13 protein-coding genes and 1 pseudogene are annotated in these 17,519 nt (G+C 69.5%); 1 reads left to right on the forward strand and 13 read right to left on the reverse strand.

Annotation, left to right across the window (positions count from 1 at the left end):
- Positions 1-89: 89 nt before the first annotated feature.
- Positions 90-2,309, forward strand: a complete 2,220-nt coding sequence (locus ACZ60E_RS23310) for a glycoside hydrolase family 43 protein (RefSeq protein WP_469442822.1) — start codon at positions 90-92, stop codon at positions 2,307-2,309.
- Between the two features lie 5 nt (positions 2,310-2,314).
- Here the strand turns inward: ACZ60E_RS23310 and ACZ60E_RS23315 are convergent, their stop codons facing one another.
- The 13 genes and pseudogenes from ACZ60E_RS23315 to ACZ60E_RS23375 all read right to left on the reverse strand — a co-directional run bounded on the left by ACZ60E_RS23315 (position 2,315) and on the right by ACZ60E_RS23375 (position 17,432).
- Positions 2,315-3,424, reverse strand: a complete 1,110-nt coding sequence (locus tag ACZ60E_RS23315) for a right-handed parallel beta-helix repeat-containing protein (protein WP_469442824.1) — start codon at positions 3,422-3,424, stop codon at positions 2,315-2,317.
- Between the two features lie 81 nt (positions 3,425-3,505).
- Positions 3,506-4,738, reverse strand: a complete 1,233-nt coding sequence (locus ACZ60E_RS23320; protein WP_469442825.1) for a dienelactone hydrolase family protein — start codon at positions 4,736-4,738, stop codon at positions 3,506-3,508.
- Positions 4,722-5,762 carry a pectinesterase family protein gene (locus ACZ60E_RS23325; RefSeq protein WP_469442826.1) on the reverse strand — a complete coding sequence of 347 codons (1,041 nt, stop codon included), beginning with the start codon at positions 5,760-5,762 and terminating at the stop codon, positions 4,722-4,724. The genes ACZ60E_RS23320 and ACZ60E_RS23325 overlap by 17 nt, the downstream gene beginning before the upstream one ends.
- Before the next feature lies 1 nt (position 5,763).
- Positions 5,764-6,885: a pectinesterase family protein gene (locus ACZ60E_RS23330; protein ID WP_469442827.1), complete on the reverse strand. Its 1,122-nt coding sequence runs from the start codon at positions 6,883-6,885 to the stop codon at positions 5,764-5,766.
- 2 nt (positions 6,886-6,887) lie between these two features.
- The gene (locus tag ACZ60E_RS23335) at positions 6,888-8,216 is read right to left on the reverse strand and encodes a pectate lyase family protein (RefSeq protein ID WP_469442829.1); all 1,329 of its coding nucleotides are present in this window, start codon (positions 8,214-8,216) and stop codon (positions 6,888-6,890) included.
- A 125-nt stretch (positions 8,217-8,341) separates the two neighbouring features.
- Positions 8,342-9,142, reverse strand: a complete 801-nt coding sequence (locus tag ACZ60E_RS23340; protein WP_469442830.1) for a rhamnogalacturonan acetylesterase — start codon at positions 9,140-9,142, stop codon at positions 8,342-8,344.
- A 231-nt stretch (positions 9,143-9,373) separates the two neighbouring features.
- Complete coding sequence (locus tag ACZ60E_RS23345) at positions 9,374-10,741, reverse strand: ABC transporter substrate-binding protein (RefSeq protein WP_385836773.1); 1,368 nt, start codon at positions 10,739-10,741, stop codon at positions 9,374-9,376.
- A 53-nt stretch (positions 10,742-10,794) separates the two neighbouring features.
- A pseudogene (locus ACZ60E_RS23350) lies at positions 10,795-11,937 on the reverse strand (pectate lyase family protein); the annotation flags it as partial.
- A 42-nt stretch (positions 11,938-11,979) separates the two neighbouring features.
- A complete protein-coding gene (locus ACZ60E_RS23355; protein WP_469442834.1) occupies positions 11,980-13,590 on the reverse strand; it encodes a glycoside hydrolase family 43 protein in 1,611 nt (536 codons plus the stop codon).
- Positions 13,587-14,429 carry a DUF6807 domain-containing protein gene (locus ACZ60E_RS23360; RefSeq protein ID WP_469442836.1) on the reverse strand — a complete coding sequence of 281 codons (843 nt, stop codon included), beginning with the start codon at positions 14,427-14,429 and terminating at the stop codon, positions 13,587-13,589. The genes ACZ60E_RS23355 and ACZ60E_RS23360 overlap by 4 nt, the downstream gene beginning before the upstream one ends.
- Positions 14,429-15,595 (reverse strand): Gfo/Idh/MocA family protein, encoded by a 1,167-nt coding sequence (locus ACZ60E_RS23365; protein WP_469442842.1) that lies wholly within the window; start codon positions 15,593-15,595, stop codon positions 14,429-14,431. The genes ACZ60E_RS23360 and ACZ60E_RS23365 overlap by 1 nt, the downstream gene beginning before the upstream one ends.
- Positions 15,592-16,497, reverse strand: a complete 906-nt coding sequence (locus tag ACZ60E_RS23370; RefSeq protein WP_469442845.1) for a carbohydrate ABC transporter permease — start codon at positions 16,495-16,497, stop codon at positions 15,592-15,594. Before ACZ60E_RS23370 ends, ACZ60E_RS23365 begins: the two co-directional genes overlap by 4 nt.
- Entirely contained in the window at positions 16,494-17,432 is a 939-nt protein-coding gene (locus ACZ60E_RS23375; protein WP_384812029.1) for a carbohydrate ABC transporter permease, read from the reverse strand. The genes ACZ60E_RS23370 and ACZ60E_RS23375 overlap by 4 nt, the downstream gene beginning before the upstream one ends.
- Between the last annotated feature and the right edge of the window lie 87 nt (positions 17,433-17,519).

Below are 17,519 nucleotides of genomic sequence, written 5' to 3' on the forward strand. Positions count from 1 at the left end.
TTCCACCGATTGACGCACCGTCCGCCACTGGTGACACTCCGAGGGCGATCCATCCCAACAGAATCCACCAGACCCCCACAGGATGTGTCATGCGCCCCCGCCCAGCCCGAGCACTCCTGATCCCGATTCTCGCCCTGTTCACCCTCCTCCTGAGCGGCGTGACCGACGTGAGCAACGCAAGCGACTCGAGCAACGCGACCGACACGGCCCGACAGAAGTACGCCGGCTATCTCTTCGCCTACTTCACCGGTGAGGGCACGGCGGACGGCGAGCAGATCCGTTACGCCCTCAGCCGCGGCAACGACCCCCTGCACTGGGAGGAGTTGAACGCCGGTAAGCCGGTCCTCACCTCGACGACCGGCGAGAAGGGCCTGCGCGACCCGTTCGTGATCCGCTCCCCCGAGGGCGACAAGTCCTACATGATCGCGACCGATCTGCGGATGTACCGCAATTCCAGCGGCAGTTGGGACCACGTCCAGCGGCACGGCAGCAAGTCGGTGATGGTCTGGGAGTCCACCGACCTGGTCCACTGGACCGACCGGCGCCTGGTGAAGGTCGCCCCCGACAACGCGGGCAACACCTGGGCGCCGGAGGCGTATTGGGACGACAGCCTCGGTGAGTTCGTCGTCTTCTGGGCGTCCAAGCTGTACGCCGACGACGACCCGGACCACACCGGCTCGACGTACAACAAGATGCTGTACGCGACGACGAAGGACTTCCGTGCCTTCAGTGAGCCGAAGGTCTGGGACGACCCCGGCTACTCGGTCATCGACTCGACCGTCGTGAAGCACAAGGGCACCTACCACCGCTTCACGAAGGACGAGCGCGACCCGAGTTCCTCCAGTCCCTGCTCGAAGTTCATCACCGCGGAGAAGTCCACCTCGCTCACGGACACCTCGTACGACTTCGTGGCGGACTGCGTCGGCAGCGGGTCGATCGATCGCGGTGAGGGGCCGACGGTCTTCAAGTCGAACACCGAGGACAAGTGGTACCTGTTCGACGAGTACGGCGGGCGCGGCTATGTGCCCTTCGAGACGACCGATCTCGACTCGGGCCGGTGGACGCCGTCGGAGAACTACCAGCTGCCCGCGAGTCCCCGGCACGGCACGGTCATGCCGGTGACGCGGGCGGAGTACGACCGGCTGCTCGCCGCGTATCCCGAGAACGGCACCTCGGTCGTGGACGCCACGGCGAAGGGCCAGAAGGGGTACGCGGTCGTCACCGAGGCCGCCTCCAAGGTCGTCCTGCCGATGGAGCCGGGCGAGGACCTGTCGAGGCTCGCGCCGAAGCTGTGGATCGGTGAGGGTGCCAGGGTCAGCCCCGCCTCCGGGACGCGGCGCGACTTCCGCACACCGCAGAAGTACAGGGTGACGGCCGCCGACGGCACGACCCGCACCTGGACGTTCGAGGCCGTGTCCACCCGCAGCCCGGTCCTGCCGGGGCTGTACGCCGACCCCGACATCCAGTACCTGGACGGCCGTTACTGGATCTATCCGACGACGGACGGCTTCCCCGGCTGGAGCGGCACGAAGTTCAAGGCGTTCTCGTCGAAGGATCTGGTCCACTGGAAGGACCACGGCGAGATCCTCGACCTGGGCCCCGACGTGTCCTGGGCCGACAAGAACGCGTGGGCGCCCGCGATCGCCGAGCGCGACGGCACGTACTACTTCTACTTCTGCGCCGAGCAGCAGATAGGCGTGGCGGTGGCCGACTCCCCCGCGGGTCCCTTCGAGGACGCCCTCGGTAAACCCCTGGTGGCGAAGGGCGGTTCGTTCCAGGGCCAGATGATCGACCCGGCGGTCTTCACGGACACCGACGGCCAGGCGTACCTGTACTGGGGCAACGGCCATGCCTATGTGGTCCCGCTGAACGACGACATGGTGTCGTTCGACGCGTCCGAGGTCCGCGACATCACCCCGGCCGACTTCCGTGAGGGTTCCTTCGTGGTCGAGCGCGGGGGCACGTACTACTTCATGTGGTCCGAGGACGACACCCGCAGCGAGAACTACCACGTGGCGTACGCGACCGGCCCCTCCCCGCTCGGCCCGTGGACCGAGCGGGGCACGATCCTGTCCAAGCGCCCGGAGTACGGCATCAAGGGCACCGGTCACCACTCGGTGGTGAACACCCCCGGCACGGACGACTGGTACATCGTCTACCACCGGTTCGGCCTGAACGGGCCCGGCCGGGCCGGCGGGGACGGCACCCACCGGGAGACGACCGTCGACCGTATGACCTTCGCGGCCGACGGCACGATCGACCCGGTGGTACCGACCCTGGAGTCGGTCCGGCCGGCACGGAAGGGCTGACGCCCTCAGTCCATCGTCGCGCCGATCGTCGTGCTGCCCGTGGTCAGGAACGTGGTCACGGGCAGCGAACCGTTCGACTGACGGGAGTTGTACGTCGTCGAGGCGTCCGTGGAGCGGAACGAGGGCGTCGAGATGCCGGAGTCCCAGTTGTTGCCGGCCGAGACGACCGAACCGCCCTTGCTGACCGAACTCCCGTTGCTCACGGCCAGGTTCTTGCCGAGCCTGGCCGCGCCGGTGGCGAAGTAGTAGCCGTACTTGACGTTGGCGTACGCGGTGGTGCGGTTGATGACGATGGCACCCGTGTTGCTGTTCTCGGTGAAGCCGCTGCCCGCGTTGTCCCAGGCCGCCGAGTTGTTGACGACGTGGGCCACCACCTCCCCGTCGCCGCCGAGTTTGTAGCCGTTGCCGTCGCCCGCGAACGCCGAGTCCGACCAGCGGTTCTTGCCGTTGCCCATGGCCCAGGTGTGCTCGACGGTGACGGGGGACGAGAACGACCAGAAGTCGATTCCGTCATCCGAGTTGTTGTACAGGCGGGCCCCGGTGATCAGGTTGCCGCTGCCGGAGCCGAACTTCACGGCGATGCCGTCCGCGTTCTCCCCGTGGGTGGCGGCGTCGTAGTGACCGTACGAGTCGATGTTGCGGACCGTGTTGTTGGTGGTGCTGTCGCCGGTGAGCGTGAAACCGGAGTCGCCGCCGTTGATCGTCTTGATGTTCTCCCAGACCGTCGAGGCGCACGACTGGCAGACGACCGCGCTGTCCGGCGAGTTCTGGAAGGTGATGCCGGAGACGGTCCAGTAGTCGGCGGTGAGCTTGAAGATCCAGTCCCCGTCGGGGAGGTTCGAGCCGTCGATCTTCACGGTCTCGGAGCCGTAGGGCTGTAGGTAGATGCGGCTGGAGGAACTGCCGTTGGTGGTCGACTGGAGGGTCGCCGTCGGGTAGTAGGTGCCTGCGCGCACCTGGATGACCGTACCGGCGGTGGCGTTCTTGATGGCGTTGGTCAGGTCGGTGGTGGTGCTGACGACCACGGTGGCGGCCTGCGCCTGGGTGGGGATCACGGCGAGTCCGGCGCCGAGGGCGAGGACTGCGCCCAAGGAGAGAGCGGTACGACGGGACATGGTGGGGGGACCTTTCGTCGTTCGGCGGGTGGTGTTGTTCTCAGGTGCTGTGGAGCTGTGAAGCTGTGGGGGGTGCGTCGGTCACAGGACGGCGTCGAGCCAGGTGAAGACCTCGTCCTGCTGGGGTGCGGTGAACACATGGCCCAGGTCGGGCCAGACCTTGGTGCGCAGGTGCTCCCCGGCATGACGTGAGCGCCAGACCGCGTGCAGCTTCTCGTGGGCGACCCGGACACCCTCCGCGGGGAACAGGGTGTCCTGGGCGCCGTGGAAGAAGAGCGACGGCTTGGGCGCGGCGATGCTCGCCACATCGGGGAAGTCGAGGTGCCGGGCGAGCCCGGGGTGGAGCATGCAGTACGAGGACTGGCCGCGCAGGATGTTGTTGCCGGGCACCATGACCTCCTTCAGCCCGGTCATCCAGCACACGCTCGCGGCGGCTGCGATGTCGTCGCTGAGGGCGGCCGTCTGCCAGGCGCGGAAGGCGCCCATGGAGAAGCCGACGGCCGCGACCCGCCGCCGGTCCACCCGGTCGAGACCGGCCAGGAAACCGGCGGCGCGCACGTCCTCGCGGGCCATCAGGCCGGCGAGCGAGGACCCCAGATTGAAGAAGTTGCTCGCCAGGGCCTGCTGCTGCTCGTACGTGACCGGGCCGCGGTCGCCCCAGCCGAGCGCGTCCAGGGCGAGGACCACGTACCCGCGCCGGGCCAGTTCGTCGCCGACGAACCGTCCGCTGAAGCAGCGGTCCGCCCAGGCCTGTGCCGAGGCCAGCCGTGTGTCGTCGTTCCAGGGCCTGACCAGCTTCTCCTTCCCGATGTCGAACTTGGCGCCGTGGTCGTGGAGCAGGAGGACGGCGGGGAAGGGGCCGGTGCCGTGCGGGGTGAGCAGGGAGCCGCGGACGCGCTCGTACCGGGTGAGAGAGAGGGTCACCGACTCGCGCGTGTACGCGTCGGCCTCGACGCGATCACCCTCGTCGAACACCGGCTCGTACGGGGTGTGGTCCCGCTCGACGAGCAGGTGCTCCTCGACCTTCGAGCGGGCCGCCCGCCGCCAGGCCCGGAAGTCCCGGACCGGGGAGGTGCCCCAGGCGAGCGGGAAGCGCAGTTCGTCCTTGAGGAGGGGGTGGAAGTCGGGGAGGTTGCCCTCCACGATGCCCGTCACTTGTGCGGCGGGGGCGGTGGCCTGTGCCGCAGGGGCGGTGGCTTGGGCGGCTTGGGCCGTGGACGCTCCTGCTCCCGCCACGCCCAGCAGCGCCGCCGCCCCGGCACCCGCCACGAACGACCGCCGGCCCAGGGGCGCGGGTTCAGTACCGCTGTTCATACGGCCTCCAGTCCCCGAGATACGTTCCGCGGGTGTGTTCCGCGGCTTCCGCGACCGTGAGCTGCGGCCGGTTGTCCGGCACGGAAATGGCCGCCCCCGGACCGGAGTTGGCGTACTCGCGAAAGCGCATGGTCTGCCAGGGGTACGCCTCGCGCATGTCGATGTACGGCGCCACCGCGTCGACGCCCGGCCCGAGCCAGGTGTCCCGCACGACGAGTGAGGGCCGGGCGGTCGTCTCGTACGACGGCACCCACGGCCGGGCGATCTTGTACGCGCCGTCCTCGGCACCCGAGGTGACACGGCACCGCACGGCGAGGAAACCGTACGGATTCGCGCGGGCCGTGGCGGGGGCGAACACCATGCCCTCCGGCCTGAAGGTCACGTCCCGGTCGAGCGTGTGGAGGTGGCAGCCGTCGAAGACCGCCCGCCCCCGCCCGAAGACGAAGTCCACGTCTCCTTCGACGTAGCAGTCCCGGTAGTACTGCCGGTCGAAGGAGTCCAGTGCGGTGGTGTCCGCGAACAGGGTGTCCTGGTGGGCGAGGAACCGGACCCGTTCGAAGCGCGACCGGTCCCCCGTGACGTACGCGGCCACCGCCTGGGTCCCCGTGATCTCCGGGTGGTCGGCGCGCAGCCAGTCGTTGGCGATCGTCAGCCCCCGCACGGTCAGTCCGGGCGCCGCCGAGGTGAAGGTGGCGGAGCCCGCGGTGCCGTAGGTGCCCGTGCCGTCCGGCTTCTGCGTGCCGTTGGCGTTGTCGTACACGACGACCGTGTCCCGGGGGGCGCGGGAGGCCCCGAGGAGCGTCAAGTCCCGCACGTCTGCGGGGATGTTGACGGTCTCGCGATAGGTGCCCGGGTGCACGACGATCGTCCGGCCGGGGCCGTCGACCGCGTCGACGGCTGCCTGGACGGCGTCGCCGGGGCGGACGTGCAGCACCCGGCGGCGCGGGTCCTCGGCGGCGGCCGGTGAGGCACCGGCCGCCGCGAGCACGCCGACGGCCTCGGTGATCAGGGTCCGCCGCCGCATGTCAGCACCCCTCCCGGGACCAGGGGGCCCAGTCGCCGAGGTAGGTCCGCCGGGTGTGCGAGGCGGCCTCGGCGCGGGTGAGCTGGGGCCGGTTCGCGGGGACGGTGATCTCGGCGCCCGGACCGCTGTTGCGGTACTCGGCGAACCGCTGGCTCTGCCACGGATAGCCGGCCGACATGTTGGTGTACGGCTCCACGGCGTCGATCCCGGCACCGAGGCGGGTCTCGCGCACGGTCAGCATGGGCCGAGCGGTGGTGTCGGAGCCGGGCACCCAGGGCCGGGCCAACTTGTAGTAGGCGTCCGGGGCTTCGCTCGTCACCCGGCTGTCCGACACCAGATAGCCGCGCGGGTTGGCGACCGCGGTCGAGGGCGCGAAGACGAACCCGTACGGGGCCCCGGCGAGGTCCGTGCGCGCCAATGTGCGGAAGTGGCAGTGCTCGAACACGGCGGTGGCCCGCCCGAACACGAAGTCCACGTCCCCTTCGACATAGCAGTGCGCGAAGTACTGCCGGGCGAAGGCGGTGAGCGCGATGGAGTCGGCGTACAGCGTGTCCTGATGGCCGAGGAAACGGCAGTGGAGGAACGCCGAGCGGTCGCCCTGCACCTTGATGGCGACGGCCTGGGTGCCGGTGATCTCGGGGTGGTCGGCGCGCAGCCAGTCGTTGGCGAAGGTGATGTCGCGGGCGGTGAACCCGTCGGCCTGCACGGTCGTGGTGGCCGAGCCGGTCGTGCCGTAGGGGCCGGAGCCGTCCGGCTTCTGCGTCCCGTTGGCGTTGTCGTAGACGATCACGACGTCACGCGCGTCCTCGGAGGCCCCGAGCCAGGTCAGCTCCGTACGGGCGGCGCTGACGGCGACCGTCTCGCGGTACGTTCCCGGGGCGACGACCAGCGTGTATCCGGTTCCGCTCGCGGCGGTCACGGCGGCCTGGACCGTGGTGTGGTCGCCGAGGCCGCCGGGGTGGACGTACAGGGTCCGCTCGTCGAGCCGGGCCGTCGGCGAACCGTACCGGCCGAAGGGGGACCGGCCGCGCGCGTGGGCGGTCCCTCCGGCGCCCAGCGCGAGGGCGGCCCCGACGCTCGCGACGACGAAGGACCGTCTGCTCGCCCTTGTCGGCAGGGTCATGGTCAGCAGACCTTTCCGGCGCCCGCGCGGCCGTCGACGATGCCGGGCACGGCACGCGGCGAGTCGACCCTGGTCCGCAGGGTGGGTGTCCAGCCGGCGCCGGACTGGAGGGTCTCGGCGGGGATCTCCGCGTTGTGGACGGCGATGAGGTCGGTCTTGCGGCCGTTGACGTAGTTGTTCTCGGCGGTGAGCGGCGCCTCGCTCCACTTCTTCAGGGTCTTGGCGGCGCTGACACCGGAGGGCAGCGAGAACGCGTTGTCGGAGGCGTACAGCTGCGAGGAGATCCCGACGCCGAAGGTGTAGCCGTACGACTGGCCCTCGCTCACCACGAAGTGGTTGTTGTACGAGTCGACCTGCCCGAAGCGGACCCGCGGCGCCCGCTCGACGATGCCCTCGAACCTGTTGTGGTGCAGGGTCACTTTGAGCTTGCCGGTGTCGGTCGCTCCGGCGCTGTCGCTGTTGCCGATGAGCATGGTCTTGTCGTGGTCCTCGACCGCGTTCCAGGACACCGTCACGTAGTTGGCGCCGCGCACGATGTCGAGCAGGCCGTCGTGCTGCTGGTAGATCTGGCCGAAGTACGTGGGCAGGGTGCTGTCCGGGTAACGGCCGTCGGTCAGGGTGTTGTGGGCGACCCACACATGGGTGGAGCCGTACACGACGACCGCGTCGTACTCGGAGTTCCAGGCACCGGTGGCCGTGTCGGTCGGGTCCCACTGCGGGAAGCAGTCCAGTGGGGCCTCGATGGTGAGGTTGCGCAGGATGACGTTGTCGACGCCCTTGATCTGCAGGCTGCCACCTCTGATGCCGGCGCCCTTGCCGACGCCGACGATGGTGGTGTTGGCGGGCACGTTCACCTTGATGGCGGCGTCCTGACCTGCGGCGGAGGCGGCCCGCAGCCCCTCGGGACTGTCGGCGGGCTCCCCGGACAGATCGGTGTCCAGGCCCCAGTTCTCGGGCGAGTACTTCTCCAGATAGGCGTCGAAGTCGTACCCGGGGGCGGCGAAGGAGGCACACCCCTCGGCGACCGGGTCGATGACGCCCTTGACCTTGACGATCTTGGGCGCGTCCCCGCCGGCCTTCAGCGCGGCCTTGAACGCGTCCCAGGTGGTGACGGTGTAGACGTGCGCGGCGTCGGCGGCCGAACCTCCGGTGGTCCCGGCCCCCTCGGCCCCCCACCCGTCCCCGACGGCAAGGGTCTCCCGCCCGAGATCACGAACTTGGGAGACCTGCCCGGCCTGGGCGTGGGCGACGGTCCCACTCACGGCGAGTACGAGAGCGGTGCAGCCGACGAGAGGGGTAATGACATGTGCATGCCACATACGAGTACGCATGGATGCGGGTTTCCTTTCGGTTTTCAGGGGCGCGGGGAACGGCGCAGTCTTTTGTCTTCAGGGGCGCGGGGAACTGCGCGACCAGCCACGACGGACCGGCACGTACGAACGAGCCAACCGCCGGCTCAGGCCGCAGGCCAGGTGATCCACGATTCAGGGATCACCTCGCCGAGCCGCCGAACATCCCGCGGCAAAAGCACCCTTCGCCGCACCGACTCCCCCGCAACCATCCGGGCCACGGCAATCGCCCCGGGCGGATTGAAATGCGTGTTGTCCTGCTCGGCATCGGTCCAGTTGAAGTACTTCTTCGTCTCCTCGACCCCCAACTCCTGCCAGAGGGCGATCGACAGCGCCTGGATGTCGAGCAGAGCCACGCCCTCCTCCGAGGCGAGAGCCCGCACGGCCGCCGGATAGTCGCCGTGGGTCGCCACGGCATTCCCGTCGGCGTCGAACTTCCGCCGCTCCACGGATGTGGCGAGCACGGGCCGCACTCCCCGCGCCCGCGCCCCGTCGACGTACTGCCGGAGATAGTCCTGATACGTCGTCCACGGCTCGGTGTACCGCGTGGGATCGGCGACCTTGGAGTCGTTGTGCCCGAACTGGACGAGGAGAAGATCACCGGGCCGAACAGCGGCAAGAACGACGTCAAGCCGCCCTTCATCGATGAAGCTCTTCGAACTCCGCCCATTCACCGCGTGATTGGCGACCGCGACCCCCACCCGCAGAAAGAACGGCAGAGCCATCCCCCACCCGGTCTCGGGCGCGGCATCGGCGTACTTCTGGGCAGCGGTGGAGTCACCGGCGATGAAGAGCGTGCGCCCACGGGACCGCCCCGGCGAGGCACCGACGGCGGGCCCGGTCCCGGCAACGGCGAGCGGTACGGCGGCGAGCGCGGCGCCGGCGACCTGTCTACGACTGAGACTCACGTCAGGATGCCTTTCATCTCTTGGGGGCGCGGGGAACGGCGCAGTCTTTTGCCTTCGGTGTTCATGGGGCGCGGGCAACAGCGCAATCGCTTGCCTTCGGTGTTCCAGGGGCGCGGGGAACGGCGCAATCGTTTGCCTTTGGCTTTTCAGGGGCGCGGGGAACTGCGCGACCAGCCACGACGGCCCCGCAGTCACCCCACAACCCCAACCAGCAAGCCGACCCGGCCAGGGTTAACCCTTTTGCTCGTTCCACTCCGTCTGCGCCGTGTTGAGCTGATCCGCCAACGTGTCCAGGAACTCCTTCTCACTCAACGACCCGTTCAGCACCTTCTGGAAGGCCGGCTCGTTGTCGGTCTTCGAGATGGTGTTCCAGTCGGGCAGGTAGTACGGCAGCTGAACGATGGTCGTGGAACCGTCGGTCAACGCCTCGGCCGCCAGCTTCGTCGGCTCGGCCTCGGAGACCCACGCGTCCTTCGCGGCGTCGTTGTTCGACGGCACCTGCCCCGCGGACTCGTTGAACTTGGAGTTCTGCGCCTTCTCCGTGGCGAACTCGATGAACTTCCAGGCCGCGTCCTTGTTCTTGGAGGTCTTGAAGATGCCGAGACCGTCCACGGGGTTGGAGACCTGGACACGCTTTCCGCCGGGCCCGATCGGCTGCGGAATACCGCGGAACTTGTCGGCTCCCAGCGCCTTCACGTGGTCCTGGTAGGAGCCAAGGTTGTGGTTGAGCATGCCGATCGTGCCGGAGTCCCACTGCGCGACCATCTTGGTGAAGTCGTTGTTGAGGTCGGCGGCGGGGGTGACCTTCTTGAAGAGGCCCGTGTACTTCTCCAGGGCCGCCACGTTCTTCGGGTCGTTGACCGTGGTCTTCTCGTTGCCGGTGTCCCAGAACGAGGTGATGCCGGACTGCCCGTACATCGCGTCCAGCGCCTGGGCGATGGAACCGGCGCCACCGCGGATGGTGTAACCGAAGGCGTTCTTGTCCTTGTCGGTGAGCTTGTCGGCGGAGTCGTAGAACTTGTCCCAGGTGGTCGGCGCGTCCAGGCCGGCCGACGTGAACAGGTCGGTGCGGTAGTACAGGACGCCGTTGTTGGCGGAGGTCGGGACCGAGTACAGCGTGCTGTCGTCGGCGCCGCCGCCACCCGCGGCCTTCAGCGACTTGACCATGTCCTCGTTGAGCTTGCCGTTCAGGGAGGACTTGCCGAGGCGGTCGTCCAGCGGCTCCAGCGCGTTCTGCGCGGCGAAGCCCGCGAGCATCGCCGCGCCGACACCGCCGACGTCCGGCAGCCCCTTGGCCTGGATGGAGGTGTCGACCTTCGACTGGTACTCGGTGGCGGCGATCGGGACGTACTTGACGTCGATGTCCGGGTTCGCCTTCTCGAAGTCGGCGATGATCTCCTTCCAGATGTCGGTGCGGACACCGCCGTTGTTGTCCCAGAAGGTGATCTCGCCCTTGCCACTGCCCTCGGCGCCCTTGTCGCCCGACGAACCGCTGCCGTCGTCACCGCAGGCGGTGGCGGTCAGCGCGAGGACGGCGCTCACGGCGACGGCGGCTGCGGAGCGGCGCGCTCCTCTGCTGCTGCGAATGCTGCTCTTCATGATCGGCTCTCTTCTTCTGGATCCAACGAGGGTTGTGTCGCTGTGAAGTGGTGACCGAGCCGCTGCTGCGGCCCGGAGAATCGGGACACGAGCGCGGGTACGGCCGCCGCGGGGTCGAGCCGGTAGTCGTAGAAGTCCCGCGGCTCGAAGGCCGCGCCCCACGCGTCGTGCCGCCCGGTGGTGTTCCTGAGGATCGATCCGCGCTGCACCAACTCGGCGGTGGCATCGGCCTGGTAGGGGTGCTGGACGCCGTCGTAGTAGCTGTTCTCGATGACCATCCTGGTGGCGCCGCGGGACCAGTTGCCGTACGTCCACACCGGGTCGCCGGGGTCCGCCTGCGCGGTCATGTAGTTGTTGTAGAGGTGGGCGTAGGCGCAGTTGTCGGCGGACGGATTGCGCTGCTTCGTGCCGCGGAACCAGTTGTGGTCGATGGTGATCTGCGTCTTCACGTTCGGCGTCCAGCCGATGCCGAAGGTCTTGTTGTTGTCCTCGAAGCGGTTGGAGGAGACGGTGACGTACTCGCTGTCCTTGCGGATGTCGAGCTGTCCGTCGCAGATCCGCGAGAAGCGGTTGTGGTCGATCCAGACGTGGTGGACGGTGTCCATCTGGATGCCGTCGAAGTCGGTGTCCTTGCAGTCCCAGTCGCCCTCGACGTACGAGTCACGGATCGTCAGGTTGCGGACGATCACGTTGTGGGTGCCGGGGGCCAGGTGCAGTTCGCCCTGGACGAGTTCTCCCGTCGTGCCGACGCCGATGATCGTCTTGTCCGGGGCCACGGCGATGTTCGCGCCGAACGGCTCCGCCGTGATCGCCCCGGCCACCCGGATGACGTACGGCTCCTCGGCCGCCGCGTAGCGCTCCAGGTCGGCCTGGGTGGTCACGGTGACGACCTCGCCGCCGGCGCCTCCCGTCGTACCGCCTTCGAGCGAGGCGAAGCCGTGCGCGGTGTCGGCGGACCCCGTCGGGTACCCCCCGGACACCGCCTCGGAAGTTCCCTCGGAGATCGTCCCGGAGGCCGCCTCGGCCGGGGTCAGGGCCCCCAGCCCCAGCGCCGCCACCAGCGCGGCGACCGTGACCAGGACCCGTCCCGCGCCGGGACCCGACCCGGCACCCGGCCTCGGTCCCGACCCGGGCCCCGACCTCGGTGCCGACCTGGGCCCCGGTCTCGGCAAGCGCTTGCTCCGGAAGTGCGTCATTGCGGCTCCCCACAGGCTTACAACGGTGATGACGTGGTGCGGTCAGACAGGTGACGCGGTGGTGCGGCCGGTGCCACGACCGGTGTCCCGGCCGGTGCCGTCACCGGTCTCGCGGGCGGTGACGCGGAACCGCGTGAACGTGGCCGCTCCGGCGTGTCCCCCGCCGGACGGCGCGACCCCGAAGAGGCCGAGCAGGGCGCCGACCCAGCGCCAGGGCGTGGCGGCGAAGACCTGTCCCGAGGACTCCCAGCCGCCGCCGAGGTCGTACGAGAAGCGGCAGCGCGCGCCCGCGCCCACCTCGATCCGCAGCCGGGCCCGTCCCTCGGGTGCCATCCGCGGATGCGCGGCGTCGCGCTCGCGCTCGGCGACCGGGTCGCCGAACCGGTGCACGAGGTGGACCGTCCCGTCGGCCCCCCGTTCGAGCCCGATCCAGCTGAACGCGTCGCCCAGTACGGTCAGTCCGGCCCGTGCGCCGGGCTCCTCGGCGTCGAGCCGCAGCTCGACCTCGACGGTGCACGGGGTGCCGGGCAGCCGCTGGGTGAGCACGTTCGCCAGCTTGCGCGGATCGTCCGCGTCCGCCGAGCGCACACAGCTCAGCCGCAGCCCGTCGCCGGTGTGCTGGGTCGCCCAGCCGTCCTGCGGGTTGGCGGTCCACTGCCACTGCCGTCCGAACCGCCCGCCGGGGAAGTCGTCGTCGGTGGCGGGCGCGGAGAGCGGCTGCGGCGGCAGGTCGGGCTTGCGGTGCACGGTCACGGGGGTGCCCTCGTCGCCGATGACCGGCCAGCCGTCCCGGCCCCAGCGCATCGGCTGGAGGTGGACGACCCTCCCGTACGCGCCCTTCTGCTGGAAGTGGGCGAACCAGTGCTCGCCGGACGGGGTGGTCACCCAGCCGCCCTGGTGGGGGCCGTTGACGTCGGTGTCGCCCTGCTCCAGGACGACCCTCTCCTCGTACGGGCCGAAGAAGCCGCGTGAGCGGAAGGCGCCCTGCCAGCCGGTCTCGACGCCGCCCGCGGGGGCGAAGATCCAGAACCAGCCGTCGTGCCGGTACAGCTTCGGCCCTTCGAGGGTGAACCAGCCGGGGATGCGGTCGCCGTCCACGATCAGCTTGCCCTCGTCGAGCAGGCCGGTGCCGTCGGGCCGCATCCGGTGTCCGGTGAGCCGGTTCTTGATGCCGGAGCGGGATCTGGCCCAGCCGTGCACGAGGTACGCCTCGCCGCTGTCCTCGTCCCACAGGGGGCACGCGTCGATGAGCCCCTTGCCCGCCTTGATGAGGTGCGGACGGGTCCAAGGGCCGCGGATCTCGGGCGCGTTGACCTGGAAGACACCGTGATCGGGGTCGCCCCAGAAGATCCAGAAGCGGTCGTCGTGATGCCGTAACGCCGGCGCCCAGACCCCGCAGTCGTGCCGAGGTTTCTTGAACTCCCGTGCGGGTTCCAGGCGTTGGAGCGCGTGGCCGATCAGCGTCCAGTTGACCAGGTCGCGGGAGTGCAGCAGCGGCAGACCCGGGGCCCGGCCGAAGCTGGACGCGGTCAGGTAGTAGTCGTCGCCGACGCGCAGGAGGTCGGGGTCGGACCAGTCGGCGTCCAGGACCGGATTGCGATACGTGCCGTCGCCGAGGTCGGCGGTGAAGGCGGGCTGCTCCTGGCCTGTCATGGGCTCACTGCCTTTCGGACGAGCGCCGCCGCCTCGGCCCGGTCGAGCCGGCCGTCGGCGACCACGGTGACGACCCGGCGTACGACGGTCTCCCCGGCCGGGACCGGCAGCCGCTCCTCGTGGGCCAGGGACGAGCCGACGCCCGGGTACTCGGTGCTGCGCACGAACCACGGGTCGCGGCGGGTGCGGTCGGTGGCCCCGGCGAACACCAGCGTCCAGCCGTCCCCCGCAAGCGCCACCCAGCCGGCGCGGGTGCCGTGCGCCGCGTCCTCGCCCTCGGTGTCCGCGGTGAACACCGCGGGCGGCTCGGCCTCCTTGCGGGCCCGCCAGAAGAAGCCGCCGTAGGCCGCGCCGGGCCGGCCGTTGGTCGCCGGGCTGCCGATCGACAGCGGTCCGGAGGTGGTGTTGGTGAGCGAGAAGGTGAAGTCCAACGCCCAGGCGGTGTCGGTGAGTTCGGTCGCGGCGACGGTGCGCCGCTCCCGCAGCAGCTCGGCTCCCGCGGCGACCCAGCGCAGCTCCTCCACGAAGCCGTCCGGGTCGCGGAGCTGGAACGTCGTGTGCCGCTGGGAGCCGTGGTTGTCCAGCTCGGTCGGCCCCTGGTCGCGTACGAAGGTGCGGCCGCCCCAGAAGTTGTGACCCTCGACGTCGGGAACGGCTACACCGACGCCGAGGTGATGGAGGTGGTCGGCGGGGCTCAGTTCGGTGACTGCCGTGCCGGCCAGGGTGGTGACGGGGTGGAGGTACGGACGCGGTGACAGCGTCGGCGCCAGTTCGGGCCGGGCGGTGTAGCGGCCGACGGGGCGGCCCGCGACGCGCAGGACCAGCGACTCGTTGTTCATCAGGTGCTCACCTCTTTCGACAGTGCCCACGACGCGCCCAGTTCGGAGTAGAGGGCGAGGGTGTCGGCGGCGGCCGCGACGAGTCCGTCGACCCCGGGCACGACCCGGCGGTTCTCGTCGGCGTCGAGGTACCAGGCGTCGCCGGGCAGCGCGACCGGGTCCGGCGCCCGCCGGATCGCCTCGACGACCTTCATGAAGGCGCCCGTCCCGTCGGGGGTGACCAGCAGCGCGGCCCGGCCTTCGAGATGTTCGACCAGGTTCTCCAGCAGATCGGTCCTGCCGTACGTGAGTTCCTGCGGGCCGTGCCCCGAGCGCTGGACGAGGACGCGGTCCTGCTTGTACCAGAAGGTGATGCGGCCGCTGCTGCCGTGCACGACGACGTAGGGCTCGTCGGGGTGTTCGGCGCACAGGGTCGCGGCGACGGTAATCCGACTGCCGCCCGTGGTGGTGACGCGGACGCAGGAGGTGTCGTCGGACTCGATGTCGTTGGCCCGCAGCAGTTCGGTCTCGATGCCGGCGACGTCCTCGGCGCGGGTGGCGCCGTCGAGGGCGAGGGCGGTGGCCACGGCGTGGGCGAGGGGGTTCGTCAGGACGCCGTCGACGACGTCGGCCCCGTTCAGCCTGCGGTGTCCGGCCCAGGGCGCGCGGCGGTAGTACTCCTCGGCGCGGCCCCAGGCCCCGGCCCCGCCGATGCCGTGCACCCGGCCGACGGTGCCCTTCACGATCAGTTCCCGGATCGCGGGCACGGCGTGCGAGCCCATCGACTGGAAGCCGATCTGGCACACCACCCCGGCCGCCGCGACCCCGTCGGCCATGCGGCGGAACTCGGCGTACGACGGGGCGGGCGGCTTCTCCAGCAGCAGGTGCACGCCCCGGGCGGCGGCCGTCAGCGCCAGGTCGGTGTGGGTGGGGATCGGTGTGCAGATCACGGCGACGGCCGCACCCGTGGAGTCGAGCAGGGCCCCGAAGTCGGCCGACTGCTCGGGGAGTTCACCGGCCGCGGAGAAGCCGGCCAGTTCCTCCTGGGTGAGCGGCGTCAGCTCGCAGATCCCGGCGAGCCGCACCAGGCCCTTGTCCTGGAGGCGCCGGATGTTCTCCAGGTGCCAGCGGCCGTGTCCGCGGGCGCCCGCGAGAACGACGGGAAGGGGTCCCCCGTGGTTGCTCATCCCTTCACCGCCCCGGCGCTGAAGCCCGTGATCAGCCACTTCTGGATGAAGGCGAAGACGATCACGACGGGTACGGCGGCGACGATGCCGCCGGCGGCGAGTGCGCCGAGGTCGACGCTGTCGGCGCTCATCAGGCTGTTGAGGCCGACGGGGATCGTCTGCTTCTCCTGGTTGCTGAGGAACATCAGGGCGAACAGGAAGTGGTTCCAGGAGTGCACGAAGGCGAAGGAGCCGACCGCGATCAGTCCGGGCCGCAGCAGCGGCAGGACGACGACCCGGAAGCCGGTGAAGCGGTTGCAGCCGTCGACCCAGGCGGCCTCTTCGAGGGTGTAGGGCACGTTCCGGATGAACCCGCTGATCAGGATCATCGACAGCGGCAGCTGGAAGACGGTCTCGGCGATGATGACACTGCCCAGCGAGTTGATCATCTGGAGTTCGGCGAAGATCTGGAACAGCGGCACCAGGAGCAGCGCGCCCGGCACGAACTGCGAGCAGAGCAGCGCCAGCATGAAGGCGCGCTTGATCCTGAAGTCGAAGCGGGCCAGGGCGTAGCCGCCGGCCAGCGCGACGAGCGTCGTCATGAAGAGCGTGGCGATACCGACGTACACGCTGTTCTCGAAGTACGTGCCGAAGCTGCGGTCGTTCCACACCTTGTCGAAGTGCTCGAACGTCATCGGCCAGGGCACGAGCGAGGTGGAGCCGGTCGGCCTCAGGGCGAAGAGGAGGATCCAGTAGAAGGGGACGAGCGTGAAGACGAGGTAGATGCCGAGCGGGAGGTAGATCTGCCAGCGCGGGGCCTCGTCCCAGGCGCGCCTGCCCTTGTGCGGGCGCTGCGGCGGTTCGTCGGCCACCGGCACGGACTGCTCGGCCGGAGTGATGGTGTCGATGTCCTTGGTGATCACTTGTCCCCACCCACTCCGAACTTGCTCAGCCGCAGATAGACCATCGAGCAGAAGAGGAGAATCACGAACGCGACGGTGGTCAGGGCCGAGGCGTAGCCGAAGTTGTGTGCGTCGACGCTGGTGTTGGCGATGTAGAGCGGGAGTGTCGTCGTCTCCCCCGCGGGTCCGCCGCCGGTGAGGGTGTAGAGCAGGTCGACGTTGTTGAACTCCCACACCGCGCGCAGCAAGGTGGAGAGGATGATCGCGTCCTTCAAGTGCGGCAGGGTGATGTGCAGGAACTGCCGGAAGCGGCTGGCGCCGTCGACCTCGGCGGCCTCGTAGAGGTCCTTCGACACGGACTGGAGGTCGGCGAGGATGAGGATGGCGAAGAAGGGGACACCTCGCCACAGGTCCGCGACCACCGCCGCGGGGAAGACCGTGGAGGTGTCGGAGAGCCAGCTCGTGCCGTACTCCCCGATGCCCATGTCCGCGAGGTAACGGGTGATGCCCGTCTGGGAGTTGTAGAGCAGGACCCAGATCGCGGAGGTGAGCACACCGGAGACGGCCCAGGGCGAGAAGACCATGGCGCGGCCGAGCGAGCGGCCCACGAAGGTCTGGTTGACGATCAGTGCGAGGGCCAGGCCGAACATCAGCTGGAGCCCGACCTCGACGACGACCCACTTGCCGCTGAAGACCAGCGTGTCCCAGAACTGCGGGTCCTCGGTGAAGATGCGGGTGAAATTGTCGAAGCCCGCGTAGCCGTTGCGCCACGGCTTGGTGGGGTTGTAGTTCTGCAGGCTGTAGTAGAAGACGCTGAGCACCGGGTAGGCGATGAAGCCCAGCATCAGCAGTCCCGCCGGGGCGATCAGCAGATACGGGAGCCTGCGGGGCGTCGCCGAGCCACGGCGCCGCCTCGGTGGCGCGGGCTGCTTCGCCACGGCTGCGGCTTGTGCCATGACTGTTCTCCGTTCTCGGGTGTGCGGGTCGAGCCGGTGGTACGAGTCGAACCGGTCGTACGGATCAAGCCGGTGGTTCGGGTCGAG

Source organism: Streptomyces sp. NPDC102514 (assembly GCF_055584525.1).